The 25255-nt window shown below is 61.5% G+C and carries 23 protein-coding genes and 1 pseudogene; 11 read left to right on the top strand and 13 right to left on the bottom strand.

What is annotated here, in order from left to right; all coding sequences use genetic code 11:
• Window positions 1–205 precede the first annotated feature (205 nt).
• Complete coding sequence (locus tag CD175_RS02250; RefSeq protein ID WP_104447488.1) at window positions 206–1105, bottom strand: bestrophin family protein; 900 nt, start codon at window positions 1103–1105, stop codon at window positions 206–208.
• Between the two features lie 5 nt (window positions 1106–1110).
• Window positions 1111–2109 (bottom strand): GTP 3',8-cyclase MoaA, encoded by a 999-nt coding sequence (gene moaA, locus CD175_RS02245; RefSeq protein ID WP_015095534.1) that lies wholly within the window; start codon window positions 2107–2109, stop codon window positions 1111–1113.
• A 555-nt stretch (window positions 2110–2664) separates the two neighbouring features.
• On the opposite strand from moaA, the gene CD175_RS02240 reads away from it, so the two are divergent.
• From CD175_RS02240 to CD175_RS02225, 4 genes are all read left to right on the top strand, one after another.
• Entirely contained in the window at window positions 2665–4989 is a 2325-nt protein-coding gene (locus CD175_RS02240; RefSeq protein WP_104447487.1) for an FdhF/YdeP family oxidoreductase, read from the top strand.
• 155 nt (window positions 4990–5144) lie between these two features.
• Window positions 5145–6566, top strand: a complete 1422-nt coding sequence (locus CD175_RS02235; RefSeq protein WP_104447486.1) for a cytochrome ubiquinol oxidase subunit I — start codon at window positions 5145–5147, stop codon at window positions 6564–6566.
• Between the two features lie 17 nt (window positions 6567–6583).
• Window positions 6584–7600 carry a cytochrome d ubiquinol oxidase subunit II gene (gene cydB, locus CD175_RS02230; protein WP_104447485.1) on the top strand — a complete coding sequence of 339 codons (1017 nt, stop codon included), beginning with the start codon at window positions 6584–6586 and terminating at the stop codon, window positions 7598–7600.
• Window positions 7587–7742 (top strand): DUF2474 domain-containing protein, encoded by a 156-nt coding sequence (locus CD175_RS02225; protein WP_104447484.1) that lies wholly within the window; start codon window positions 7587–7589, stop codon window positions 7740–7742. Before cydB ends, CD175_RS02225 begins: the two co-directional genes overlap by 14 nt.
• Before the next feature lie 106 nt (window positions 7743–7848).
• On the opposite strand, the gene CD175_RS02220 is transcribed toward CD175_RS02225, so the two are convergent.
• The gene (locus CD175_RS02220; protein ID WP_104447483.1) at window positions 7849–8229 is read right to left on the bottom strand and encodes a hypothetical protein; all 381 of its coding nucleotides are present in this window, start codon (window positions 8227–8229) and stop codon (window positions 7849–7851) included.
• A 148-nt stretch (window positions 8230–8377) separates the two neighbouring features.
• The gene (locus tag CD175_RS02215) at window positions 8378–9229 is read right to left on the bottom strand and encodes a CAP domain-containing protein (RefSeq protein ID WP_104447482.1); all 852 of its coding nucleotides are present in this window, start codon (window positions 9227–9229) and stop codon (window positions 8378–8380) included.
• A gap of 142 nt (window positions 9230–9371) precedes the next feature.
• On the opposite strand from CD175_RS02215, the gene CD175_RS02210 reads away from it, so the two are divergent.
• From CD175_RS02210 to CD175_RS02190, 5 genes are all read left to right on the top strand, one after another.
• Window positions 9372–9992 carry a cell wall hydrolase gene (locus CD175_RS02210; protein WP_104447481.1) on the top strand — a complete coding sequence of 207 codons (621 nt, stop codon included), beginning with the start codon at window positions 9372–9374 and terminating at the stop codon, window positions 9990–9992.
• A gap of 198 nt (window positions 9993–10190) precedes the next feature.
• Window positions 10191–11168: an NAD-dependent epimerase gene (locus CD175_RS02205; RefSeq protein ID WP_104447480.1), complete on the top strand. Its 978-nt coding sequence runs from the start codon at window positions 10191–10193 to the stop codon at window positions 11166–11168.
• A gap of 49 nt (window positions 11169–11217) precedes the next feature.
• Complete coding sequence (locus tag CD175_RS02200) at window positions 11218–11958, top strand: glycosyltransferase family 2 protein (protein WP_104447479.1); 741 nt, start codon at window positions 11218–11220, stop codon at window positions 11956–11958.
• A complete protein-coding gene (locus CD175_RS02195; RefSeq protein ID WP_104447478.1) occupies window positions 11955–12233 on the top strand; it encodes a lipid-A-disaccharide synthase N-terminal domain-containing protein in 279 nt (92 codons plus the stop codon). Before CD175_RS02200 ends, CD175_RS02195 begins: the two co-directional genes overlap by 4 nt.
• Before the next feature lie 3 nt (window positions 12234–12236).
• On the top strand, window positions 12237–13787 hold the full coding sequence (locus CD175_RS02190) for an ArnT family glycosyltransferase (RefSeq protein WP_104447477.1): 1551 nt from the start codon (window positions 12237–12239) through the stop codon (window positions 13785–13787).
• 1015 nt (window positions 13788–14802) lie between these two features.
• On the opposite strand, the gene ahr is transcribed toward CD175_RS02190, so the two are convergent.
• A complete protein-coding gene (gene ahr / locus CD175_RS02185; protein WP_104447476.1) occupies window positions 14803–15834 on the bottom strand; it encodes an NADPH-dependent aldehyde reductase Ahr in 1032 nt (343 codons plus the stop codon).
• A 199-nt stretch (window positions 15835–16033) separates the two neighbouring features.
• On the opposite strand from ahr, the gene CD175_RS02180 reads away from it, so the two are divergent.
• Window positions 16034–16234: a YbdD/YjiX family protein gene (locus CD175_RS02180; protein WP_007981151.1), complete on the top strand. Its 201-nt coding sequence runs from the start codon at window positions 16034–16036 to the stop codon at window positions 16232–16234.
• A 13-nt stretch (window positions 16235–16247) separates the two neighbouring features.
• Here CD175_RS02180 and CD175_RS02175 read toward each other — a convergent pair whose 3' ends face one another.
• The 6 genes and pseudogenes from CD175_RS02175 to CD175_RS02150 form a co-directional block, all read right to left on the bottom strand.
• Window positions 16248–17015, bottom strand: a complete 768-nt coding sequence (locus tag CD175_RS02175; protein ID WP_104447475.1) for a metallophosphoesterase — start codon at window positions 17013–17015, stop codon at window positions 16248–16250.
• Between the two features lie 260 nt (window positions 17016–17275).
• Window positions 17276–18748 carry an aldehyde dehydrogenase family protein gene (locus tag CD175_RS02170; RefSeq protein ID WP_104447474.1) on the bottom strand — a complete coding sequence of 491 codons (1473 nt, stop codon included), beginning with the start codon at window positions 18746–18748 and terminating at the stop codon, window positions 17276–17278.
• A complete protein-coding gene (locus CD175_RS02165; RefSeq protein WP_104447473.1) occupies window positions 18741–19568 on the bottom strand; it encodes an ABC transporter permease in 828 nt (275 codons plus the stop codon). Before CD175_RS02165 ends, CD175_RS02170 begins: the two co-directional genes overlap by 8 nt.
• A 1-nt stretch (window position 19569) precedes the next feature.
• A complete protein-coding gene (locus CD175_RS02160) occupies window positions 19570–20487 on the bottom strand; it encodes an ABC transporter permease (RefSeq protein ID WP_104447472.1) in 918 nt (305 codons plus the stop codon).
• A gap of 31 nt (window positions 20488–20518) precedes the next feature.
• Window positions 20519–21660: pseudogene (locus CD175_RS02155) on the bottom strand (ABC transporter substrate-binding protein).
• Between the two features lie 39 nt (window positions 21661–21699).
• On the bottom strand, window positions 21700–22815 hold the full coding sequence (locus CD175_RS02150; protein WP_104447471.1) for an ABC transporter ATP-binding protein: 1116 nt from the start codon (window positions 22813–22815) through the stop codon (window positions 21700–21702).
• 570 nt (window positions 22816–23385) lie between these two features.
• On the opposite strand from CD175_RS02150, the gene CD175_RS02140 reads away from it, so the two are divergent.
• Complete coding sequence (locus tag CD175_RS02140; protein ID WP_104447469.1) at window positions 23386–23733, top strand: DUF6124 family protein; 348 nt, start codon at window positions 23386–23388, stop codon at window positions 23731–23733.
• A 141-nt stretch (window positions 23734–23874) separates the two neighbouring features.
• Here the strand turns inward: CD175_RS02140 and CD175_RS02135 are convergent, their stop codons facing one another.
• Both CD175_RS02135 and CD175_RS02130 read right to left on the bottom strand, forming a co-directional pair.
• Entirely contained in the window at window positions 23875–24699 is an 825-nt protein-coding gene (locus CD175_RS02135) for a response regulator transcription factor (protein ID WP_104447468.1), read from the bottom strand.
• Window positions 24700–24857: 158 nt separating this feature from the next.
• Complete coding sequence (locus CD175_RS02130) at window positions 24858–25253, bottom strand: VOC family protein (RefSeq protein ID WP_104447467.1); 396 nt, start codon at window positions 25251–25253, stop codon at window positions 24858–24860.
• Window positions 25254–25255: the final 2 nt, after the last annotated feature.

The following is a 25255-nucleotide window of genomic DNA, read 5'->3' as shown; positions in this document are numbered from 1 at the left end:
GGCCGGCACATCCAATAGAGAGGTTGACTGACCCACCGCCTTCGCGAGCAGGCTCGCTCCCACAGTTTTGATCTTCAGTGAACGCCAATCCCACGGTTACCCACAATACCTGTGGGAGCGGGCTTGCCCGCGAAGAGGTCGGCACATTCGACAGAGATGTCGGCAGACAGACCGCTATCTGCAGGTTTTGTGTGTGTAGTGAATGTCAGTTCAACACAAAATCCACCGGCTCCAGTTGCGGCGGCAACTCCGTCACACCCAGTGCCGCCAGCACATCGCGCTCGATGTTGCGCACGATGGCGTCGGTGGGCAGGTCGTTTTCGTCGCGGCCGAAGGGGTCTTCCAGTTCGTCGGCAATCGCATCCAGGCCAAAAAAGGTGTAGCTGACAATCGCAGTGAAAATCGGTGTCAGCCAGCCCAAGGGTTCGGCCATGGCAAACGGCAGGAGGATGCAGAACAGGTAGATGGTGCGGTGCAGCAACAGGGTGTAGGGAAACGGCAGCGGGGTGTTCTTGATCCGCTCACAGACGGCCTGGGCGTGGGTCAGGCCGGCCAGGTGGTTGGCCATGAGCGTGTAGCGCCAGTCGTTGATCGCCCCGGACTCGTTGAGTGTCGAGCACTGCTGACCGACCTGCATCAGGATCTGCCCGCTGATGTCCGTGGTGTCGCCCTTGGGCATCGGGTGCAGCCAGTCGCCACTGGCGGCCAGTTCGTTCTCCCGGCGCAGGCGCGCGTTGAGGGCATGGGCGAAGCCGCACAGATTGCTGAGGATCGTATGCCGCTCATTCGTGTCCTTGATCACCAGGGTTTCACGAATCATCGAGCGGACCTCGACTATCACCTCGCCCCATGCCTTGCGCGCTTCATACCAGCGGTCGTAGCAGGCGTTGTTGCGAAAGCTCATGAAGATCGACAACGACAAACCCAGCAGCGTGAAGGGCGTTGCACTGACCTTGGAAAAGTAGCTGGGATGCAAGGTTTCAATGAGCACGATGGCCGAGGCGAGCAACGTCACCATCAGGCTGCGCCAGGCAATGCGCTTGGCGATCGAACCCTTGAGGGACGTCAGCACGCCGATCAGGTTGGGTTTGGGTCTCACGATCATGGGGTTCAGCCGCCCGTCATGTTCATGAAGCGAATGACCTGGACATCGTCGTTCACTTCGAAGTTGTGTCGATAAGGCTTGAGTTTCATCGCCTCGATAATGGCTTTTTCCAGGCGCTCGGGCTGTCCGGGGTGGCTGCGCAAGACAGCCTTGAGATCCACCGAGTGCTCATTGCCCAGGCACAGCAGCAGGCGTCCTTCCACGGTCAGCCGCACCCGATTGCAGGTGCCGCAGAAGTTGTGGCTGTGGGGGGAGATGAACCCCAGGCGAATCTGCGGTGCCTCGGCCAGGCGCCAGTAGCGCGAGGGACCCTGGGTCGACTCGGCGGAATCAATCAAAGTGTAGCGTTCGGCGATGCGTTCGCGGACCTGCGCGCTTGCGAAAAACGATTCGGCGCGGCTGTGCTCGTCGATGGTGCCCAACGGCATTTCCTCGATGAAGGAAATGTCGAGGTTGCGGTCGATGGCGAAGCTCACCAGATCATTGATCTCATGGTCGTTGCGGCCCTTCATCACCACGCAGTTGAGCTTGGTGTTGCGAAAGCCCGCCTGGTTGGCCGCGTCGATGCCCTTGATGACCTGCGCCAGGTCACCGGTGCGGGTCAGTTCGCGAAAGCGTTGCGGGTCCAGGCAGTCGAGGCTGATATTGAGGCGCTTGACCCCGGCCTCGAACAACGGCCCGGCCAGTCTGGCCAGTTGCGAACCGTTGGTGGTCATGCACAGTTCACGCAGGCCGGGCAGGGCGGCGATCTTTTCGCACAGCTGCACCACGCCCGGACGAATCAGCGGCTCGCCCCCGGTGAGACGGATCTTGCGGGTGCCCAGCGCGACGAAGCTTTGCGCCGTTTGATAGATCTCTTCCAGGGTCAGCACCCGTTGGCGCGGTAGAAACTGCATGTCCTCGGCCATGCAATACACGCAACGGAAATCGCAGCGGTCGGTGACCGACATGCGCAGATAGTCCACGCGCCGGGAGAAGCCATCGATCAAGACTCGTTCTGACATGACACCCTCGCTTGGTGTTGGATGGGCTTTTGTGTAGGAGCGAGCCTGCTCGCGATGGTCGTTAACGGTTACGCGTGATTGCTGGCTGAACGCGGTGCTCTTGAGTCCATCGCGAGCAGGGCTCGCTCCTACAGGTATTGCGCTGATAACGGATCTGTTGAGCGCAGGTGTAGGAGCGAGCCTTGCTCGCGATGGTCGTTAACGATGACGCGTGCTGACTGACTGAACGCGGTGCTCTTGAGTCCATCGCGAGCAGGCTCGCTCCTACAGGTATTGCGCTGATAACGGATGTGTTGAGCGCAGGCTAAGAGCAACTTTAACGGGCGTCCAATCACTATTAACAACCGGGTGATCGAGCGGGTCGATGATGAACTTTGTTTTGTGGTTTAAATGGCTTTAATTTATTTTAAGTCATTGATAAACAATGATAAAAAACCGTGATAGAGCGTTTCGATAATGTGGTCGTAAATAGCGATTAGACAATAATTAACCCCTGTTCATATGCTTTTCTCCGTCAAACGATCAATGGCCTGAATCAGGTCACGGAGAAGTACCATGTCTCAAGTCGACCGCTACAAACCCTACAAAGGTGCCGCCGCCGGTTGGGGTGCACTGATTGCTGTTACCAGGAACTGGCTGGGCAGTGAAAACGCGCTGAAGAACATTCGCGCCATGCTCAAGACCAACCAGAACGGCGGCTTCGACTGCCCCGGTTGCGCCTGGGGCGAGTCGCCGGAAAACGGCATGGTCAAGTTCTGCGAAAACGGCGCCAAGGCGGTTAACTGGGAAGCCACGGGCCGTCTGGTCGACCCGGCGTTCTTCAACAAATACAGCGTCTCGGCGCTGGCAGAACAGAGCGATTACTGGCTGGAGTATCAGGGCCGCCTGACCCACCCGATGCGCTATGAGGCGGCCACCGATCGTTACGTGGAAACCACCTGGGACGAGGCCTTCGCGACGATCGCACGGCACCTCAACGCGCTGGAATCGCCGGACCAGGCCGAGTTCTATACCTCGGGCCGGGCCAGCAACGAGGCGGCGTTTCTCTATCAGTTGTTCGTGCGGGCCTACGGCACCAACAACTTTCCCGACTGCTCGAACATGTGCCACGAAGCCAGCGCGGTGAGCATGATCGAAAGCCTCGGCGTGGGCAAAGGCACCGTGGTGTTCGACGACCTGGAACATGCCGACGCGATCTTCGTCATCGGCCAGAACCCCGGCACCAACCACCCGCGGATGCTCGAACCCTTGCGCGAAGCGGTCAAGCGCGGAGCCCAGGTGATCTGCATCAACCCGCTCAAGGAGCGCGGACTGGAGCGCTTCCAGCATCCACAGCACCCGATCGAAATGCTCATGAACGGCTCCGAGCCGACCAACACCGCGTACTTCCGCCCGGCCCTGGGCGGTGACATGGCGGTCATGCGCGGCATGGTCAAGTTCCTGCTGCAGTGGGAGCGCGAAGCACAGGTCAGCGGCGGCGAGCCGGTGTTCGACCATGCGTTCATCGCCGAACACACCTCGGGAATGGGGGCCTACCTGGGCGAAGTCGACGCCACCAGCTGGGAGCACATCGAGCAGCAGTCGGGCATGTCCTTGGCTGACATCGAACTCGCCGCCCGCATGTACGCCCGGGCCAAACGGGTGATCATGTGCTGGGCGATGGGCCTGACCCAGCACACGCACTCGGTGCCGACCCTGCAGGAAGTCATCAACCTGATGCTGCTGCGCGGCAACGTCGGCCGTCCCGGCGCGGGCCTGTCACCGGTTCGCGGTCACAGTAACGTACAAGGCGACCGCACCATGGGCATCAACGAGCTGGCGCCCACCGAGTTGCTCGATGCCCTGGAAAAACGCTTCTCCTTCAAGCCGCCGCGTGAGCATGGTCACAACACCGTGATGGCGATCGGCGCGATGGAGCAGGGGCGTTCGAAGGTGTTTATCGCCCTGGGCGGCAACTTCGCCCAGGCCACCCCCGACACGCCGCGTACCCACGCCGCGTTGCGCAAGTGCGACCTCACCGTGCACATCGCCACCAAGCTTAACCGCAGCCATCTGGTCACCGGCCGTGAAGCGCTGATCCTGCCGTGCCTGGGCCGCACCGACATCGACATGCAGGCCGAAGGGCCGCAAGGCGTCACCGTGGAAGACACCTTCAGCATGATCCACATCTCCCACGGCCAACTGAAACCGAAGTCCAAACACCTGCTGTCGGAACCGGCGATCATCGCCGGCATCGCTGCCGCGACACTGGGCAAGCACCCGATCGACTGGAACTGGGCCATCGGCGACTACGGCCGCATCCGCAACATGATTGCCGACACCATTCCCGGCTTCGAAGATTTCAACCGGCGCTTGCTGCACCCGGGCGGTTTCCACATGCCCAACGACGCGGCCAGGCGCATCTGGAAAACCGCCAGCGGCAAGGCCCAGTTCGCCCCGAGCGTGCTGCCGGAGCACCTGATCAGCGAGGGCGTGCGCAACCTGGCGGTCAAGCCGCACCTGATTCTGCAGACCATGCGCTCCCACGATCAGTACAACACCACGCTGTACGGCCTGGATGACCGTTATCGCGGGGTCTACGGCATGCGCGACGTGGTGTTCGCCAACGAGCAGGACATTCGCCGGCTGGGTTTCGAGCCGGGGCAGAAGGTCGATCTGGTGGCGCTGTGGGATGACGAGCGCGAGCGTCGGGTCAGCGGTTTCACCCTGATCGCCTACGACATTCCGGCCGGTCAGGCGGCGGCGTACTACCCGGAGACCAACCCGCTGGTGCCGCTGGAAAGTTACGGTGACCGCACCTTCACCCCGACTTCCAAGTTCGTTGCCATCCGGCTGGAGCAGGCCAAGGCCAGCAACCTGATCTCGACGTCCGCCGCCTAGTACCGGGGCGCTCACCGTTCACTGTGACTGTAGGAGCCGGCTTGCCGGCGATAGCGGTTCGTCAGGCGACCCCTGTGTCGATGGCCATTGCTCAATCGCCGGCAAGCCGGCTCCTACAGGTTTATCTCCTTTAAAGCCTCGATGAGGACTTCGACATGTTTAACCTGGAGGCACTGGACCTGGCGCGGATGCAATTCGCGTTCACGGTTTCGTTCCACATCATCTTTCCTGCCATCACCATCGGGCTGGCCAGTTTCCTGGCGGTGCTCGAAGGGCTGTGGCTGAAGACCCGCAACGACACCTACCGCGATCTCTACCATTTCTGGTCGAAGATCTTCGCCGTCAACTTCGGCATGGGCGTGGTCTCGGGGCTGGTCATGGCCTACGAGTTCGGCACCAACTGGAGCCGCTTCTCCGACTTCGCCGGCAGCATCACCGGGCCTTTGCTGACCTATGAGGTGCTCACGGCGTTCTTCCTCGAGGCCGGTTTCCTCGGGGTCATGCTGTTCGGCTGGAACCGGGTAGGGCGTGGCTTGCACTTCTTCTCGACGGTGATGGTGGCCATCGGCACGCTGATTTCGACCTTCTGGATTCTCGCCTCCAACAGCTGGATGCAGACGCCACAGGGTTTCGAGATCGTCGACGGTCGCGTGATGCCGCTGGACTGGCTGGCCATCGTGTTCAACCCGTCGTTCCCGTACCGCCTGGCGCACATGGCGATTGCCGCCTTCGTGGCCACGGCGTTCTTTGTCGGCTCGTCGGCGGCGTGGCACCTGCTGCGCGGCAACGACACCAGGCAAGTGCGCAAGATGCTGTCGATGGCGTTGTGGATGGCCTTGATCGTCTGCCCGATCCAGGCTGTGGTCGGCGACGCCCACGGCTTGAACACCCTGGAACATCAACCGGCGAAGATCGCCGCGATTGAAGGGCACTGGGAAAACAACGGTAGCGAAGCGACGCCGCTGGTGCTGTTCGGCATCCCGGACATGCAGGCCGAGAAAACCAAATACGCCATCGAGATTCCGTACCTGGGCAGCCTGATCCTGACCCACAGCCTCGACAAGCAAATCCCGGCGCTCAAAAGCTTCCCGAAAGAGGATCGCCCCAACGCGACGATTATTTTCTGGAGCTTCCGCGTCATGGCCGGGCTGGGCATGTTGATGGTGCTGGCCGGCGTGCTCGGCCTGGTCCTGCGTCGCAGCGGTGCCATCTACCGCAACCGCTGGTTCCTGCGCCTGATGCTGTGGATGGGCCCAAGCGGCCTGATCGCCATGCTCGCCGGCTGGATCACCACGGAAGTGGGGCGCCAACCGTGGGTGGTGTATGGCCTGCAACGTACCGTGAATGCCGCGTCCAATCACAGCGTCACGCAGTTGAGCATCTCGTTGGCGCTGTTCGTGGTGATCTACTTCTCGGTCTTCACGGTGGGTATCGGCTACATGATGAAACTGGTGGCCAAGGGGCCCAAACCCCATCACGAGCATGCGCCTGCGGGGCATTCCGATCAGGTGATCACACCGTGCCGGCCGCTGTCTGCCGACGCTGAAATCCTCGAAACCGACGCCCGCGTCAATTGAAGGAAGGGAGTTGAGTCATGGGTATTCAAGGTATCGATTTATCGCTGATCTGGGGCGTGATCATCGCTTTCGGCGTGATGATGTACGTGATCATGGACGGCTTCGACCTGGGATTGGGCATTCTGTTTCCGCTGATCCCGGATGCGAAGGAGCGCGATGTGATGATGAACACCGTGGCACCGGTCTGGGACGGCAACGAGACCTGGCTGGTGCTGGGTGGCGCGGCGCTGTACGGGGCGTTCCCGCTGGCCTATTCGGTGATCCTGGAGGCGCTGTACCTGCCGTTGATCCTGATGTTGTGCGGCTTGATCTTCCGTGGCGTGGCGTTCGAGTTTCGTTTCAAGGCCAGCCCTGAAAAGCGTCATGTCTGGGACATGGCGTTCATCGGCGGCTCGCTGCTGGCGACCTTCTCCCAGGGCGTGGTGATTGGCACTTACATTGCCGGTATCCCGGTGGTCGACCGCCAGTTCGCCGGTGGTTCGCTGGACTGGCTGGCACCCTTTCCGTTGTTCTGCGGATTCGGCCTGATCGTCGCCTATGCGCTGCTCGGCAGCACCTGGTTGCTGGTCAAGACCGAAGGCATGCTCGAATCGCGCATGCGCCTGTTCACCCGGCCCCTGGCCTGGCTGCTGTTGGCGGTGATCGGCGTGATCTGCGTGTGGACGCCGATCCTGCATCCGGACATCGCCACCCGCTGGTTTGCCCATGCGCACCTGGCAGTGTTCGCAGGCCTGGCGGTGCTGGCCTTGCTGGCGATGTTCGGCTTGCTCAAGACCCTGCGCCAACGCCACACCCATTGGCCGTTCGCCTTCACCCTGATGCTGGTGTTCCTCGGCTACATCGGCCTGGCGTTCAGTATCTGGCCGAACATCGTGCCGCCGTCGATCAGCCTGTGGGCCGCGGCGTCACCGCCGACCAGCCAGTTGTTCATCCTGATCGGGGCGTTGTTCATCCTGCCGATCATCCTGATGTACACGGTCTGGAGCTACTACGTGTTCCGCGGCAAAGTGAGGATTGGCGATGGCTACCATTGATTCCCGTGAACCGGCACCGGCGCCTTGGTACAAGCGCTTTGGGTGGCTGGTGTTGATCTGGCTGGGTAGTGTGGTTGCGTTGGGGGTGGTGGCGGGGGCGTTGCGGGGGTTGATGCAGGTGGCTGGGATGAGTAGTCACTGAGGTTCACTGTGGAAAAAGAAACCCGGAGTCCATGACAGGGCTTCGGGTTTTTTGTTGGGCAGGCTGTGTGATTTTCTCCGATACGGACTTGATTCTTTAGTACCTTTCAATGGCTCTCAATGAAGTAGGCTGAAACCCTGAGTGCGATCAGGGAAAAAAACAAAACGAACAAAATAATCACCGGAAATATCAAAAGATTTTTGTAGTGCCTTGGAAGGTTTTTCACTTCTTTGGCATCAACAACGCCTCTTCGAGCGCTGAGTGCGGGCATCATCAATACCATGGCAATAACGCCGCCGCGCATGACCTTGCCGATCAGGCCGCCCGCTGAAAATGCGTCTCTGGTGGTTTTTATAAAAGAGCAATTGGGTAGACGTTCTTCGATTGCGTCAACGTACTTGTGTGCGATGAAGGCGACAGCGAAACAAGTCAATATCATCGGCGCCAGTATCAATCCGGCAATCAGACCTATCGGGATGCTTGTCATTTTTTAACCGCTCCATTTTCCTGTTTCCCTCCTGCCCATCACCAGCGGCAACTTCAACCTATCTTGTCAGTGTGAAGTTACTCCGCTCTTCGACGTGTTCATTGACCACAAAGAACCCCCAATGCAATTGCTTCGGGGGCTATGGCACTCACTGCGCCCCAAACATCGCCGTCCAGTAAATCCCCGCATCGCTCTTCGGATCGGTCGCGTAAGCCGCGCCCAGTTCGCGGAACTGCGGGTTCATCAGGTTGGCGCAGTGGCCGGGGCTGGTCAGCCAGCCTTCGACCACCTTGTGTGCGGTGTCTTGCCCGGCGGCGATGTTTTCGCCGATCTGCTGGAAGTCGTAGCCGGCCAGTTCCGCGCGGTCGCCCGGGGTGCGGCCATCGCGGTCCTTGTGGTCGAAATAGTTGTTGTTGGCCATGGAGCGCGAGTTGCCTTCGGCGGCGCTGGCCAGTGTGGCGTTCCAGGCCAGCGGTGGCGCGGCGGCGAAGGATTGCCCGCCGCACTGGCGTGGGCGGGTGCGTGCGGCGTTGAGTTCGGTGAGCAGCTTCTGGCCTTCGGTCTGGGCGTCGCCCAGGCGTGCGCTCAACAATGGCCGAGCGACCACGATGCGCCATTGCCGGTCCTGGCGGAAGACGCCGACATCGACGAATTGCGGGTCGAGGACGATCTGGCAAAAACTCTCCTGGATCGCCTTCATCGCCGCGGCTGCATCGCGAGGTCCGGACAGGCTGATGGCCTGCACGTTCTTCATCGGATAACCGGCAGCGGCCATGGCTTGCTGCAGATCACCGATGTTCGGGGCGGTCAGCACCAGGCGCGGGTCGGCCGACAGTGGCGGCAGCTCCGATGACACCTGGCCGGCACAGCGTTGCAGTTGGCTGCGGTAGAGGTTGATCGATTCGATCAATTGCGCTTCGTCCGCCGCCATGGCGTTGGCGGCACATACCAGGCCCAGTGACAAACCGGCCAGGCGCATTGCGGATGAAATGAAACCCATGAAAATCCCCCTTGAGCAGATGGCGCCCATGATGTGCGAAGTTGACCCATCCAGGACAACGGATTTATCCAGAGTGTAGTGGGGTAAGCGAAATCATTTCACTACTACACTGTATCGAATCGCTCACCGAGTGACACCGACCATGCGCCTCGACTGGATCGCCACCTGCCTTGCCCTCACGCTGTTCGCCGGCCCGGTATCGGCTACGGATCAGGAACAAAAAAAGGAATCGGCCGAGAACAAGGCCGAGGTGCTGGAACAGAAGGCCGCCGAGAATAAAAACCCCGCAACGGAACCCAAGGTCGAAGCCATTACCCCGTCCGAGGTCCAGGCCGTTGACCCGGCGGGTGTCGCGCCGCTGGACGATGCGATCACGTGCCTGGCCCGCTCCATTTACTGGGAAGCCAAGGGCAAGGACGCTGCCGACATGGAGGCGGTGGCCAATGTGGTCATGAATCGCCTGGGTCACGAGGGCTTTCCGGACACGGTGTGCAAGGTGGTCAAGCAGGGATCGGAGACCAAGAGTTGTCAGTTCTCCTGGTGGTGTGACGGCAAACCCGATTCGGTCCAGGAAGAGGTGCCTTACGCGATGGCCAAGGAAATCGCGCGCAAGGCCCTGAACAAGGAGCTGCCGGATCGCACCCAGGGTGCCTTGTATTTCCATGACCGTACGGCCAAGCCGGATTGGGCCAGGAAATACATCAAGACCGTGGATATTGGCTTGTTCCGCTTTTACAAACCCCATGGCGGATCGGCCAGATAGCAGCGGTGATTTCGGCCAAATATTTTATTTTTTTGAAGTCGCGCAAGGCGTTATCGAAACTGAAATGTTTCTGTTTTATAAGCTTCACAACGTAACCGTGCGCAAATGACGCGATAAGCAGGAACCACACATGAAGCTGATGAGGGTCTGGATCAATAATCTCGCGCCGATCACGGCGCTGTCGATGGCGTGCCTCCCATGACCGTCCTGGTCACCGGTGCCGCCGGTTTCATCGGTTTTCATACGGTCCAGCGCTTGTGCCGCGAGGGGCAGGACGTCGTCGGTATCGACAACCTCAACGACTACTACGACGTGGAACTCAAGCACGCACGCCTCAAGGTGCTGGAGACTTTGCCGGGTTTTCGCTTCCGGAAAATGGACATCGTCGACAAACCGGCCTTGATGGACCTGTTCCGCGACCACGGGTTTACCGAGGTGGTGCACCTGGCGGCGCAAGCCGGGGTGCGTTATTCGCTGGACAACCCGGATGTCTATGCCCAGTCGAACCTGGTGGGTTTTCTCAATGTGCTGGAAGCCTGTCGGCACCATCGCCCCAAGCATCTGATCTACGCCTCGAGCAGTTCGGTGTACGGCACCAACAGCAAGATGCCGTTCAGTGTCGATGACCCTGTCGAACATCCCGTATCGCTGTACGCCGCCAGCAAGCGCGCCAATGAACTGTTGGCCGAAAGTTACTGCCATTTGTATGGCTTGAAAGCCAGTGGCCTGCGCTTTTTTACCGTCTACGGCCCGTGGGGTCGCCCGGACATGGCGCTGTTCAAGTTTACCGACGCCATCCTCAAAGGCCTGCCCATCGACATTTACAACCAGGGCCAGATGTCACGCGACTTTACCTACGTCGACGACATCGTCGAAGGCATCGCCCGACTGCGGCCCAAGCCTCCGGTGCCGCAAGGCTCTGCCGCTGGCGTCAACCGGCTCTTCAATATCGGGCGTGGCAAACCAGTGGCGTTGCTGGATTTCGTCGAGTGCCTGGAGTCGGCCTTGGGCCTGCAGGCCCGGCGCAACTACTTGCCGATGCAGGCCGGTGATGTGGTCAAGACCTGGGCCGATGTCTCGGCACTGGCCGAATGGGTGGGCTTCAGCCCGCAGGTGACGCTGGAAACCGGCGTCGCAGCGTTTGTGCAGTGGTATCGGCAGTTCTATCGGATTTGAAGCGTTCGCCTCTGATCTCGGAAAAATCATAAAGGGCGAGAGAGACTCCATGAGCCAAGACATTTTTGTATCCGTACTGATTCCCGCCAAGAACGAAGCGAACAACCTCAAGCCGCTGCTAGAGGAAATCCGCGTGGCGTTGGCCCATGAGTCGTACGAAATCATCGTCGTCGACGATGGCAGCACCGATGCGACCCTGCAGGAACTGCGGCAGATCCGCCACGACGGCTTGAACACCCTGCGCATCCTCCATCACGAGCGGTCGCTGGGGCAAAGCACCTCGCTGTACCACGCCGCCCGCGAGGCCCGCGGGCAATGGCTGGCGACCCTCGATGGCGACGGCCAGAACGACCCGGCGGACATTCCCGGCATGCTGGCGCTGGTGCGCGGCGAACCGGGCAAGGTCGATGTGCAACTGGTCGCCGGGCACCGGGTCAATCGCCGCGACACCGCGAGCAAACGCTACGCCTCGCGGTTCGCCAACAACCTGCGCCGCCGCCTGCTCAAGGACGCCACCCCGGACACCGGTTGCGGCCTGAAGCTGATCGAGCGCGCGGCGTTCCTGCGCCTGCCATACTTCGACCACATGCACCGCTTCATTCCGGCGCTGATCCAGCGTCACAACGGGCGCATGATCGTGCACCCGGTCAACCACCGGCCGCGCACGGCCGGGGTGTCGAAATACGGCAACCTCGACCGCGCGTTGGTCGGCATTCTTGACCTGATCGGTGTCTGGTGGCTGATCAAGCGCACGCGGCTGAACACCATTGCCCAGGAGCTCGAAGGATGATGCTGACCCGTGAAACCCTGTGGCTGGTGGTCGGCTTTGCGGGGCAGATTGCCTTTACCGGGCGTTTTGTCCTGCAGTGGCTGTACAGCGAATACAAAAAGCGCAGCGTGATCCCGACCAGCTTCTGGTACTTGAGCATCGTCGGCAGTTCCTTGCTGCTCGCTTACGCCATCTACCGTCAGGATCCGGTGTTCATTGCCGGGCAGGCCTTTGGCTCCCTTGTCTATTTTCGCAACCTGCAATTGATTGCCAAAAGCCGCAGCGTGAAGGAATAAACCATGCGTAGATCGTTGTCGCCCCGGGTCGAGTGCCTGGGGCTGATGCTGCTTGCCCTGTTGTTGATCGGCGCGGGGCTGGGGCTACGCCAGGCACAGAACGTGGATGAGGAGCGCTTCCTCGGCGTCGCCCTGGAGATGCTGCAGAACGGCTCGTGGTTGATCCCGCACCGTGCCGCCGAGATCTACGGCGACAAACCGCCGATTTTCATGTGGACGGTGGCGTTCTTCACCTGGCTGACCGGCAAGCCCAACATCGCGCTCTACCTGCCGGGACTGTTTTCGGCCGTGACGGTCACGGCGATGGTCTATGACCTGGGCCGTCGCTTGTGGACCCAGCGTACCGGGCGCAACACCGCGCTGCTGTACCTGGCGACCTACCAGACCTACAGCATCCTGCGCACCGGCCAGATCGACAGCTTTTTGATTCTGTTCACTTCGCTTGGCCTGTACGGTCTGGCGCGGCATCTGCTGCTCGGCCCGGCGTGGCGCTGGTTTTACGCCGGCTGCGCGGCCATGGGCATCGGCGTGATCACCAAGGGCGTGGGTTTCCTGCCGGCGCTGTTGCTGATTCCGTACGCCTATGCGGTGCGCAAAGGCTGGCCGGGTGTGGTGGCCATGCCTGGCGAGGCGCGCAAGTGGTTGCTGGGGGTTGCGCTGATGCTTGGCGCCATCGCGATCTGGCTGTTGCCCCTGGCCTTGTCGATCTTCTTCAATGGCAGCGCGGACGAAATGGCCTATGCGCGGGAGATCCTCCTGCACCAGACCGCAGGCCGCTATGCCGCCGCGTGGCATCACCGCGAACCGTTCTGGTACTTCTTTACCAACGTGATTCCGCAGTACTGGCTACCGTTGGTGCTGGTGCTGCCATGGCTGGTGCCTGCCTGGCGCCGTCAGTTGCAAAAGCGTGACGGCCGGGTCCTGGTGTTGCTCGGTTGGGTGGTGCTGGTGGTGCTGTTTTTCTGCATCAGCACGGGCAAGCGCAAGCTTTACATCTACCCGGCGCTGCCGGGGCTGGTGCTGGTCGCCGCGCCGCTGATTCCGTGGCTGCTCAAGCGCTGGTTCAAAAAGCACCCGCGTTTGCGTCGGGTGTTCCCGGCACTGGTGGCGACCTGGTTCGCGCTGTGGTTCGCCCGGGGGTTCATCGAACCGCTCAAGGACGGCACCAACATCGATCAGGGGCTGATGGCGCAGGCGGCGACCATGACCCAGGGCGCCGATCTGGTGCTGGTCAACTGGGAGGAGGGGCACTGGTTGTTCGCCCGCCAGCCGATCGTGCATTTCGGCATGGATAACTCGTCCATCGAGAAGGCCGCGCTGTATCTGCGCGAACACCCCAAGGCCTACGCTTTGGTGCCGGATGACGTTTTGAACCAGTGTTTCAAAGCCGAAGCGGCCCGTGAACTGGGCGAAAACGCCCGGGCGAACTGGTCGATCGTGGGGGTGGATGCCGACAACGGCAAATGCCAGCCGCCAGAGGCCGGCAAAGCCTATCGGTTCAGCTGGAACGACCCGCACATGCCAATGGTGCCGGCGCAGGCAGCCAATCCCTGAGGGTAAAAAAGGTCCTTCACGCAACCCCGGGAACCTGTAGGAGCCAGCTTGCTGGCGATGGACTCAAGCGCGCCGCGTTCATCCTGTTCACCCGCGTTATCGTTGACGACCATCGCTGGCAAGCCAGCTCCTACAAGGGACCGTGCCCACGCTGAAACTGTAGGAGCCGGCTTGCCGGCGATGGACTCCAGTGCGCCGCGTTTATCCAGGTTCACACGCGTAATCGTTAACGACCATCGCTGGCAAGCCAGCTCCCACAGGGGACCCTGTCCCCGCTGAAACTGTAGGAGCCAGCCTGCTGGCGATGGACTCAAGTGCGCCGCGTTTATTCAGGTTCACACGCGTTATCGTTAACGACCATCGCTGGCAGGCCAGCTCCTACAAGGGACCCTGCCCACGCTGAAACTGTAGGAGCCAGCCTGCTGGCGATGGACTCCAGTGCGCCGCGTTTATCCAGGTTCACACGCGTAATCGTTAACGACCATCGCTGGCAAGCCAGCTCCCACAGGGGACCCTGTCCCCGCTGAAACTGTAGGAGCCAGCCTGCTGGCGATGGACTCAAGTGCGCCGCGTTTATTCAGGTTCACACGCGTTATCGTTAACGACCATCGCTGGCAAGCCCGCTCCTACAAGGGACCCTGCCCACGCTGAAACTGTAGGAGCCGGCTTGCCGGCGATGGACTCAAGTGCGCCGCGTTTATCCGGTTAACACGCGTTATCGTTAACGACCATCGCTGGCAAGCCAGCTCCTACAAGGGACCGTGCCCACGCTGAAACTGTAGGAGCCAGCCTGCTGGCGATGGACTCCAGTGCGCCGCGTTTATCCAGGTCATACGCGTAATCGTTAACGACCATCGCTGGCAAGCCAGCTCCTACAAAGGACCGTGCCCACGCAGGGAAACTGTAGGAGCCAGCCTGCTGGCGATGGACTCAAGTGCGCCGCGTTTATCCGGTTCACACGCGTTATCGTTAACGACCATCGCTGGCAAGCCAGCTCCTACAGGAGGCCGTGAGCTCACTTGCTGGCGTCCAGCACCACGCGGTAGCGCGCCTTGCCGCTGCGCAAGTGATCGATGGCGTCGTTGATCCGGCTCATGGGAAACATCTCGACCTGCGGCAGGATCTGGTGGCGGGCACAGAATTCCAGCATGGCCGCGGTGTTGGCGGGTGAACCGACCGGTGAGGCGGACATGGTTTTTTGCTGGGGAATCAGGTTGAACACGTGCACCGGAATGGCGTCGGGCACGACGCCGACAAAGTGCAGGCGCCCCTTGCCGCGCAGGGTGGCGAGCATGGCTGTCCAGTCGAGGTTGGCGTTGGCGGTGACCAAGAGAAAATCCAGGGTGCCGGCAATGGCGTTGAGCGCATCGGAGTCGGTCGAGGCGACCACCTTGTGTGCGCCCAGGCGCCTGGCTTCTTCCTGCTTGCTCAGCGATGAGGTGAACGCCGTGACTTCGCAGCCCCAGGCATTGAGAAAGCGCAGCGCCAGGTGACCAAGGCCGCCGATGCCCACCACGCCAACCCGGTCAGTGGGCTTGATGCCGAATTCCACCAGCGGGTTGAACACGGTCGAGCCGGCACAGAACAACGGGCCGGCCATCGCCGGGTCGAGTCCGGCCGGGATCGGCAAGGCCCAGGCCCAGTGCGAGCGGACGCGGTCGGCAAAACCGCCGTTGCTGCCGATGATGGTCGGTTGCACCGTGCTGCACAGGTTATGCGAGCCTTCGATACAGGACGTGCAATGCATGCAACTGCCCTTGTACCAGCCGATGCCCACTCGTTGTCCCGGTTCCAGGCCACGCACCTGGGCGCCCATGCGCACGATACGACCGACCACCTCATGGCCGGGAATGAACGGGTAGCGGCTGATACCCCAGTCGTCGTCGATCAGCGACTGGTCGGAGTGGCAGACGCCGCAATATTCCACGGCGACTTCCACCTCATCGTTGCCCAACGGACCGGGATCGTAGCTGTAGCGTTCCAGTGGCGCGCCCGCTGTCGTGGCGGCCCAGCCGGTAAAGGTGGTGAGTTCGCTGCTGTCGCTCATGGGATACCTCCAGATCAGAAGTCAGGGGTCTTGGCCGCTCGGGTGCAGCGGCGGAGCGAGGAAAGTGTAGCGGGTTGCCGGCGGTCCATCGGGCGCGAGCCTGGATACTTGAAAATACAAAGGCGTCCGATCTGGACACAATGCCGATACATGAGCGCGGTTTCATGGGCCAGGTCCCACGCCCACAGAGAGATCCGCCATGTTCCGCAAACTGCAGCAGGTTGCCAGAATGTTCAGCCAGAGCGCCCGATTGATGGTCGGTGTTCCCGAGTACGACAACTACGTGGCACAAATGGCCCGCAACCGTCCGGGTGAGCCAGTGATGAGTTATGAGATGTTTTTCCGCGAACGTCAGGAAGCGCGTTTTGGCCGGGGGAAATGCAATACGCGGTGCTGCTGACCCGAGCGTTACCTCAGAAATCCAGATCGATCACGAAGGCATCATCGAAATCAGGATTTTCATTGATGCCGTTCTTGGCATAGCCCCGAGGGTTGCAGACCACCCGGGTGTTGCCCACCCGATAATCAAAACTGCCATGGGTGTGCCCATGCAGCCACAGTGCCGGCTGCCAGTCTTTGATCCGCGTTTCGAGGTCCGAGACAAAGCTTGAGTTGATTGGCGAGCCGGCAAAGCTCGGGCCGATGCTCAACCGTGTCGGGGCGAAATGAGAGACCACCACCGTGGGCGTGCTGCTGTCGCGGGCGAAGCAGTCTTCCAGCCAGGCGACCGTCTGCAGAAACACCAGCTGGGAAATGGCCGGCGTGAACAGGTCGGGAAAGTCGGGGGCGATCTTGATGTGGCTGAAGTCACGGATCAGTTGAGTCGCCAAGTCGATGCCCAGCGCTCGATCCTCGGGGTTGTCGAGCAGACGATAGTCAGACCACAAGGTGCAACCGAGAAAACGCACGCCGTTGTGGACGTACTCCGAACGTTCCAGCACGTGAATCTGCGTGCCTTGCGCCAGGCTGTTCAGCTGTTCGTAGGTGGAGACCAGGTCACTGCCATAGAACTCATGATTGCCCGCCACGTACAGCAGCGGAACCGGGCACGCCCTGGCCCACTCGATGGCCTTGGCGGGGCGCGCGATGTCCCCGGCGAGCACGACAATATCGGCGTCCACGGCGGGAAACGGGATCGCGTTGACGGACAGGTGCATGTCGGACAGCAAGGCGATGCGCATGGATCAACTCCGGCGTGGCTTGGAGGGCGGGTCATTGAGGGCGGGTCATTCAAGTTACGCGGTGTGAACCCCTCGCCACAACCCTCCTGCTCGCGATAGCGGCGTGTCAGGCGCCACCTATTTTGGATGTGCTGGCCCCATCGCTGGCAAGCCAGCTCCTACAGATCGCTGGCATATGACAGTGTTTTTGTAGGAGCCGGCTTGCCGGCGATGCAGGCGCCACGGTCTGCCATTCAGACCTTCTTCCTCGGTATGCCTGCTTACTTCAAATACCACCCCCACGGCTGGTCACTGACGTACTCGGTCACCTGCTTGACCTCCAGATAATTGTGTAGCCCCCATTGCCCCAGTTCCCGGCCGATACCGCTGTGTTTCATCCCGCCCCAGGGCGCTTCGACGAAGGTCGGTTGCGAGCAGTTGACCCAGACGATCCCGGCGCGCAGCTGGTTGGCGACCCGGGCAGTGCGCTGCAAGTCGGCGCTCATCACGGCGGCCGCCAGGCCGAAGCGGCTGGCATTGGCCATTTGCAGGGCTTGCTCTTCGGTCTTGAAGCGCTTGATGCACAGCACCGGGCCGAACACTTCTTCGCGCCACAGAATGCTGCTGTGGCCGGGCTCATCGAAGATCGCCGGCTCAATGAAATACCCTTCGGCCAGATGCGCCGGTCTCCGTCCGCCGGTGAGCAAACGGGCACCACTGGCCAGGCCCTGGTCGATGAAACCGAGCACCTTGTCGTACTGGCCCTGGCTGACCAGCGGACCCAGCAGAACCCCGGGCTGCATACCGGGGCCGATACTGATCTTGCGAGTTTCTTCCACCAGCCGTTCGATCAGACGCGGGGCGATGGATTCCTGCACCAGCAGGCGTGATGTGGCGCTGCACACCTGGCCCTGGTTCCAGAAAATCCCAAACAGAATCCACTCCACGGCGGCTTCGACATCGGCGTCATCGAACACGATGAAGGCCGACTTGCCACCCAGTTCCAGGCTGATGTTCTTGATGTCCCGGGCCGCCGCCGACATGATTTTCGCCCCGGTGGGCACGCTGCCGGTGAAGGCCAGTTTGTCCACGCCCGGATGCTCGGTAAGCGGGCTGCCAGCGTCGGCGCCGAGGCCGGTCACCAGGTTCAACACCCCGGCCGGCAGGCCAATACGATCGGCGGCGGCGGCCAGTTCCAGGGCGGTCAGCGGCGTCAGCTCGGACGGTTTCAGCACCACCGTGGCCCCGGCGGCCAAGGCTGGCGCCACCTTCCACGCGGCCATCAGCAGCGGGTAGTTCCAGGGGATGATCTGCCCGGCCACGCCAATCGGCTCGTGGCGGATGCGGCAACGGAAACGCTCGTCCGGCAAGGCCAGCGGCTGGTCCTGTTGCTGGTCCAGATCGCGGGCCAGACCGGCGTAGTAACGGAAGCAGGCAATGGCATCGCCGATGTCCCACTGTGCTTCGGGCAGCGGTTTGCCGTTGTCGCGCACTTCCAGTTCCGCCAGCGCTTGCTGGCCATTTTCGAGCTCGGCAGCCAATGCTTCCAGCCACTGCGCACGCTCGGCGCCGCTGGTTTGACCCCAGCCATTGTCGAAGGCCCGCCGGGCCGCGCGCACGGCATGGTCGATATCCTCTTCAGTTCCCGCCGCCACCCGGTGGAAGACCTGTTCGGTGGCCGGGTCGATCACGTCCAGATAGCCGCCCAGGTCCGGGCTGACCCATTCGCCGTTGATGTAGAGCTGATCACGCATGGTGCGACTCCTGGACGCCGGTGCGGCGGTTTTGCAGATGGCGGGAAGTGAACAGCAAGGCCAGCGACACGCAGATGATCACCGTGGAAATCGCGTTGATCTCCGGTGTCACGCCGCGGCGGATGGAGGAAAAGATGTAGATCGGCAGCGTCGTTTCGGAACCGGCGACGAAGAAGGCGATGATGAAATCGTCGAAGCTGAAGGTGAAGGCCAGCAGGAACCCGGCCATGATCGCCGGGCTGATCTGCGGCAGGGTCACCCGCCAGAAGGTGTCCATCGGTGGCGCGTACAGGTCCGCGGAGGCTTCCAGCAGGGCCTTGTCGAGGGAATCGACGCGGCTGCGCACGATCACCATCACCAGGGCCATGGTGAACAGCGAGTGCGCGGCTATCACGGTGAAAAAACCCATGTTCAACTTCGGCACAGTCGGCAGCCAGCTCGCCAGCAGCGGGTTGATCAGGTCGAACAGGCTGATGAAGGCGATCAGCGTCGAGATGCCGATGACGATACCGGGCACGATGATCGCGCAGTAGGTCAGCGCATCGAACAGCAGGCGTACCTTGGCGCCACAGCGCTGCAAGCCGAACACCGCCAGGGTGCCGAACAGCGTGGCGATCACCGCGGAACTTGCGGCAATCAGTGCGCTGTTGCCCAGGGCTTCCATGATGAACGGGTTGCCGAACGCGGTGCCGAACCATTGCACCGAGCAGCACTGGAAGGCCAGGCCACTGCGCCCGGCGTTGAAGCTGAACAGTACGATCAAGGCAATCGGCGCGTAGAGGAACAGGTACAGCGAAGTCGAATAGCTGCGCAGCCACATGTCACAAGCCTCCATCGGCAGGGCGGCCGCCGTAGCGCGCCACTAGTTTCAGATATACGCCGATGATCAGCAGCATCATCGTCACCAACGTCATGGCCAGCGCACTGCCGAACGGCCAGTTGCGCGATTGCAGGAACAGGTCGACCAGCGCATTGCCGACAAAGAACACCTTGCCGCCGCCGAGGATGGCCGGTATCAGGAACTCGCCCATCAGCAGGATGAACACCAGCATCACCCCGGTGATGATCCCCGGCGCCGACAGCGGCAGGGTGATCCGGCGAAAGCTTTCGAAGGCGCTGGCGCCCAGGTCGGCGGACGCTTCGAGCAGGCGCTTGTCGAGTTTTTCCAGGCTGACGTAGATCGGGAACACCATCAGCGGCAGGTAGCCGTAGACGATGCCGATCAGCACCGCCCACGGCGTGTTGATCAGCCGCACATCCTCGAGACCCAGGCTGGCCAGTAGCGCCGGAATGCCTTTGCCGCTGAGGATGAAAATCCACGCGTAGGTGCGGATCAGAAAACTGGTCCAGAACGGCACGATCACCAGGGTCAGCAACAGCGAACGGTTCCTGCTGACCTTGACCGCGAGGAAGTACGCCAGCGGATAGGCCGCCACCAGGCACACCAAAGTGCCCAGCGGCGCGAGCATCAGCGTATTGCTGAACGCTGCGCCGCGAGAACCGAGGTTCAGGTAGTTGGCCAGGGTGAAGCCACCGGCGTAACCGCCCACGGCGCTGCGCTCGCCGAAACTGAAGACCAGGATGATCACCAGCGGCATCAACAACAGCAGCAGGAACCACAGGGTCGAAGGCAAGAGCATCAGCAGGGTGATGCGCCGGCCGAGGCTGCGCCGTTGGCGAACCTCGACCGACAGGGTATGGCCCGGCTGCACCGTTTGCGGGTGGGCGGCGGCATTCATGGGTGACTCCTCATTGGCCATGGTCAGGCGATCAGGCGGACTTGAAACGCGCCATCAGTTCGGCACGCGCCGGGCTGGTCAGCGTCGCGGCGGCACCGAACTCCAGCGGGCTCAAGGCCTCGGCGGCCGGGTACATGATCGGATCGTCGAGCATCGCCACCGGCAGCAGCGCGTCGACACGCTTGTCGCCACTCGGGTAGCCGTGGCTCAGCACTTCCAGCTTGTTGTGCTGCGGATCGAGCAGGTAGTTGATGAAGGCGTAGGCGGCGTCCTTGTGCTCCGAGCTTTGGGAATCGCGAAGAAGTCGCTCCACAACTCGCCACCTTCCTTGCCCAGTTCGAACTGCATTTGCGCGTTGTCGCGGTGCAGTTGCGAAGCATCGCCGGTCCACGACATCGCCAGCCAGGCATCGCCGCTGCGCATCGACGGCTGAATGTCGGAGTTGATCGCGAACAGGTGCGGCTTGACCTCGATCAGCAGCTTTTCCGCGTCGGCCAGTTCTTTCGGGTCCAGGGAGTTGAAGCTGTAGCCGAAGCTTTTCAGGGCATTGCCGATAGCGGTCAACTGGTAGTCGTGGACCATCGTCCGGCCACTGGCCGGGCCCTGGGCGGCGACCCAGAATTCCTTCCAGCTGGTCGGGCCGTTTTTCAGCTTGCCGGTGTCGTAGAGCATGCCGGTGGTGCCCCAGTTTTTCGGCACCGCGTAGACCTTGCCGTCCACCGTGCCCTGGGCCATGAATTTCTGCTGGAACGCCGAGGCATCGAAGTTGGGAATGCGCGACAGGTCCAGCGGTTCGATCAGGCCCAGCCCGACGTAGGTGCTGATGGTGTAGTTAGTCGGCACCAGCACGTCCCAGCCGCTGCCGCCGGCCTGCAATTTGGCGAGCATTTCCTCGTTGGAACCGAACACGCTCATCGACACCCGGGCGCCGGTGGTCTTGCCGAAGGCGTCGAGGTTTTCCTGGCTGTGGTAGTTCGGCCAGGTCGCCAGCGACAGGCGATCACCGAGCTTGGCCTGCTCGGCGGCCTCGGCGCTGGAGGTCAGCAGGCCGGGCATGTTGGTGGCGACCACGGCGGCGGCAATACCGAGGCCGGTGCGGCCAAGGAACTCGCGGCAGCTGATCGAGCCGTTCTGCCAGCTGCGCAGGGTTTTGATAAAGGTCTTCTGGTCCATAGCACGCTCCACATCCGGTTGATGAAACGAATCGATGATTTACAACGCCATGGCCAGGCCATTGGCGTGATCCCAGCCGACGCGAACCGCTGCGCCGTGTTCGAATGCATTGGCGCCGTGATCCTGCTGGCGCGGCACCCGCACGCAGACCACGCCGAAGGCCTGGGTGCGTACGCGGTATTCGGTGGAATTACCCAGGTAAATGCGGTCTTCGACGCAGCCCGGCAGCTTCACTTCGCGGCTCATTTCGGCATTGGCGCCGGCGATGCTGATCAGCTCCGGGCGCACCGCAATGCAACCGGCTGTGTTGGCGCTCAGGGCTTTGCCGGTAGGCGTCAGCGGGCTGGTCAGTTCCAGACCCTGCTCGGTACGCAGCACCACCGAATTGCCGTTGAGCTGGCGCACGGTGCCGTCGAACAGGTTGGACTCGCCGATAAAATCGGCGACGTAGTGGCTGGCCGGGGCTTCGTAGAGTTGCTCCGGGGTGGCGGTCTGGATGATCGAACCGTTGTGCATCACGCTGATGCTGTCGCTCATCGACAGGGCTTCTTCCTGGTCGTGGGTGACCAACACGAAGGTGATGCCGACCTCGCGCTGCAAACGCAGCAACTCCGATTGCATCTCCTTGCGCAGCTTGCGGTCCAGCGCGGCCAGCGGCTCGTCGAGCAGCAACACCGTCGGCTTGTTGACCAGTGCGCGGGCGAGGGCGACACGCTGTTGCTGGCCGCCGGAAAGCTCGCTCGGCTTGCGCTGGCCAAAGCCGCTCAGACGGACCATCTCCAGCGCTTCATCGGCCATGCGCAGTTGCTGTTTCTTGTCAGGGCGTGGGGTTTGATAACGCAGGCCGTAGGCAATGTTCTGCGCCACGGTCAGGTGCGGGAACAGCGCGTAATGCTGGAACACCATGTTCACCGGCCGCTCGAAAGCCGGCACCCCGGCGACGCTCTTGCCGGCCAGACGAACCTCGCCGCTGGTGGGCTGCTCGAAGCCGGCGATCATGCGCAGGGTGGTGGTCTTGCCACAGCCCGAACCGCCGAGAAAGGAATGAAACGAGCCACGCCGCACCGCGAAATCCAGACCACTGACGGCCTGCACCTCGCCATAGCGTTTGACCACATTGCAGAATTCGATATCGCTTGGCGGGGTGTTGTTCACGAGGCGGGCTCCCTTGCAGTGATGAATCAGTGCGTCGGGGGCCAAACTAGCAATGGGGGTTTTGCGGTGTATATATCCCTACGGGGATAGAAGCAGATTGTTGTAGGAGCGAGCTTGCTCCGGGCTGCGTTCCGACGATGGGCTTGAGAGCGCTGCGTTCAGCCAGTCATCCCGCGTATTCGTTAAGGACCATCGCGAGCAGGCTCGCTCCTACAAAATGCAGATGCGTGTTTAAAGACATCCGGGGTTACTTCGCGAAGGCTACACAACCTTGCGTCGTTGCCTACAGGTACGCCAGAATCCGCCGGCTTGTGCGCCTTGGGCCTGGGTTTTATCGTTTACCGGTCGCTGGATAACAACAGTGATCGGGTTTGGTAGCCCAGGTATGCGAGGTGCAATGCTTCATCATTTGCAGTGTTTTTCTACTCTGCTCTATGGTGGCCATGCACAGGGCGCCTTCGGGCGCGCCGGTCTCCTTGCATCCCGGTCTACCAACCTGCGTATGGCCACCACCCTCCGTTTGGTAGCGTGAGAGTGATGGCTCCTTTTTACGATGCAGGGAGTTTCACTATGTTCAAAGTCACACCCAACCCGCCGGACACCGATCCGGCATCCCCGTACGAAAACCTCGATTCAAGCAAGCTCCACGAAGCCGCCGAGCGCGCCCTCAACCCGGGCCCCCACATCATGGCCACCCCTCACAAACCCAGCACGATGTTCTTCGTCAATCCCGAACTCAATGCCGAAACCTTGCTGGTGCACGCCTGTGAGTCGCTGGCGTCGGCCAATGTCATGGCCAACGATCTGGTGGATCATTTGGAAGGGACGCGCCGCAATGCGCTGTTGGGCATTGCGCAGGTGATCATGTTGGGGGAGTTGGCGGTGAACCGGGCGCTGGATCAGCTTGATCCGCCCTGACCACAATCTCCAGATCAGCGATAGACCTGTGGGAGCGAGCCTGCTCGCGAATACGGTTTAACATCCAGCGTGGATGTTGGCAGATACACCGCTTTCGCGAGCAGGCTCGCTCCCACAGGGATAGGCGTATACCAATGGGTGTCAGGCCTGCAGCCTGAGGCCGGGCGCCTGCAATGGGTCCTCCGTCAGCTCCCGAATGAACAACCCCAGCAACTCCGACTGGCTGCCAATGCCCAGCTTGGAGTAGATGTTCTTGCGGTGAATCTTCACCGTGCCGGGGCTGATGTTGAGTTGTTCGGCCACCGAGGCGCTGGAGTGGCCGCGCAGCAATAGCTGGACAATCTCCTGCTCGCGCCCGGTGAGGATGTGCGCGCCGAAGTGGTCGAAGGCTTCGCGGATCTTGAAGTCCAGGTCTTGCGCCGGTCGCGGTTGTTGGGCCTGGCGCAAGCGCCAGGCTTCATTGATGACCTGTTCGACCACCGCTTGCGCGCATTCGACGAGCTGCATTTCGTCCCGGCTGAAGGCGCAACTGGCACTGGAGCGCATCAGCGACAACACCGCCGTGGCGCCACCACCGAGGTCGACGAAGAACGCCACTTCCTCGGCCAGTCCGGTCTGCTGGTAATAGGTCAGGAAGTACTCGCCGAGGTAGAAGTGGTCGGGCGCGAACTGGCGCAGTCGCCACAGCCCCGGCGCCTGCCCGCGTGTACAGGCCAGGTAGAACGGATCGAGCAGGTAAGGCCCGCACTGGTAGTCGTCGACGTACACCGCGCGCTTGTCCGCCGAAAACGTATCGAACAACGCCAGTGGCCGGTGATTGCCTTCGTAGACAAACAACACGAAATGATCGACCGGGCAGATTTGTCGAAGCCAGTGGCTCAACCCCGACAGCCGCGCATGCCCGGCAGGCAGGTCGAGCAGGTGGGCGACTCCGGTGGTCCAGAGTTTCAGTTCCTTGGGGCGCATGGCGGCTACAGGCAGAAGAGGATGGCCTTTGGATGCACAAAGTACGCCATGGCGGGTGGCCCCGTGTGGAGCGGGGCGGCGCACGGCAAGGCGTTCAAAAGACGCACCGCATTGGGGCCGGGTGTTACCGAGTGCTACAGGGTTGGTAGCAGAAATGATCAGGCGGTCGAGTGGTGCTGGACGATCTGGATGAGGTTGCCGCAGGTGTCGTCCAGTACCGCGAGGGTGACCGGTCCCATCACCGTCGGTGGGCGGGTGAACTGAACGCCGGCGGCGCTGAGCCGGGCATATTCGGCCTGCACGTCCTCGACACCGAAAAACGTGCAGGGAATTCCGTCCTGCTTGATCGCGCTCTGGAAGGTTTTTGCCGCGCCGTGGGCATTGGGCTCCAGCAGCAGCTCGACGCCATCGGGATCGCCAGGGGACGTCAGCGTCAGCCAGCGATGTTCGCCCATGGGAATGTCGTGCTTGAGTTCAAAGCCGAGTACATCCCGGTAGAACGCCAGTGCCTTGGCCTGATCATCAACGAGCACGCTGGTGACTACGATTTTCATGG

This window comes from Pseudomonas laurylsulfatiphila (assembly GCF_002934665.1).
Taxonomy (GTDB): Bacteria; Pseudomonadota; Gammaproteobacteria; order Pseudomonadales; family Pseudomonadaceae; genus Aquipseudomonas; species Aquipseudomonas laurylsulfatiphila.
The sequence above is the reverse complement of the archived record's forward strand: the minus strand, read 5'-3'. Positions and strand labels throughout refer to the sequence as shown.

Coding starts and splice junctions, on each gene's coding strand:
- CD175_RS02180 (WP_007981151.1), top strand. CDS start 16,034: ATGTTCCGCAAACTGCAGCAGGTTGCCAGAATGTTCAGCCAGAGCGCC.
- CD175_RS02210 (WP_104447481.1), top strand. CDS start 9,372: ATGCGCCTCGACTGGATCGCCACCTGCCTTGCCCTCACGCTGTTCGCC.
- CD175_RS02225 (WP_104447484.1), top strand. CDS start 7,587: ATGGCTACCATTGATTCCCGTGAACCGGCACCGGCGCCTTGGTACAAG.
- cydB (WP_104447485.1), top strand. CDS start 6,584: ATGGGTATTCAAGGTATCGATTTATCGCTGATCTGGGGCGTGATCATC.
- CD175_RS02220 (WP_104447483.1), bottom strand. CDS start 8,229: ATGACAAGCATCCCGATAGGTCTGATTGCCGGATTGATACTGGCGCCG.
- CD175_RS02250 (WP_104447488.1), bottom strand. CDS start 1,105: ATGATCGTGAGACCCAAACCCAACCTGATCGGCGTGCTGACGTCCCTC.
- CD175_RS02190 (WP_104447477.1), top strand. CDS start 12,237: ATGCGTAGATCGTTGTCGCCCCGGGTCGAGTGCCTGGGGCTGATGCTG.
- CD175_RS02235 (WP_104447486.1), top strand. CDS start 5,145: ATGTTTAACCTGGAGGCACTGGACCTGGCGCGGATGCAATTCGCGTTC.
- CD175_RS02170 (WP_104447474.1), bottom strand. CDS start 18,748: ATGCGTGATCAGCTCTACATCAACGGCGAATGGGTCAGCCCGGACCTG.
- CD175_RS02175 (WP_104447475.1), bottom strand. CDS start 17,015: ATGCGCATCGCCTTGCTGTCCGACATGCACCTGTCCGTCAACGCGATC.
- CD175_RS02130 (WP_104447467.1), bottom strand. CDS start 25,253: ATGAAAATCGTAGTCACCAGCGTGCTCGTTGATGATCAGGCCAAGGCA.
- ahr (WP_104447476.1), bottom strand. CDS start 15,834: ATGAGCGACAGCAGCGAACTCACCACCTTTACCGGCTGGGCCGCCACG.
- CD175_RS02140 (WP_104447469.1), top strand. CDS start 23,386: ATGTTCAAAGTCACACCCAACCCGCCGGACACCGATCCGGCATCCCCG.
- CD175_RS02165 (WP_104447473.1), bottom strand. CDS start 19,568: ATGTGGCTGCGCAGCTATTCGACTTCGCTGTACCTGTTCCTCTACGCG.
- CD175_RS02135 (WP_104447468.1), bottom strand. CDS start 24,699: ATGCGCCCCAAGGAACTGAAACTCTGGACCACCGGAGTCGCCCACCTG.
- CD175_RS02195 (WP_104447478.1), top strand. CDS start 11,955: ATGATGCTGACCCGTGAAACCCTGTGGCTGGTGGTCGGCTTTGCGGGG.
- moaA (WP_015095534.1), bottom strand. CDS start 2,109: ATGTCAGAACGAGTCTTGATCGATGGCTTCTCCCGGCGCGTGGACTAT.
- CD175_RS02240 (WP_104447487.1), top strand. CDS start 2,665: ATGTCTCAAGTCGACCGCTACAAACCCTACAAAGGTGCCGCCGCCGGT.
- CD175_RS02200 (WP_104447479.1), top strand. CDS start 11,218: ATGAGCCAAGACATTTTTGTATCCGTACTGATTCCCGCCAAGAACGAA.
- CD175_RS02160 (WP_104447472.1), bottom strand. CDS start 20,487: ATGAATGCCGCCGCCCACCCGCAAACGGTGCAGCCGGGCCATACCCTG.
- CD175_RS02215 (WP_104447482.1), bottom strand. CDS start 9,229: ATGGGTTTCATTTCATCCGCAATGCGCCTGGCCGGTTTGTCACTGGGC.
- CD175_RS02205 (WP_104447480.1), top strand. CDS start 10,191: ATGACCGTCCTGGTCACCGGTGCCGCCGGTTTCATCGGTTTTCATACG.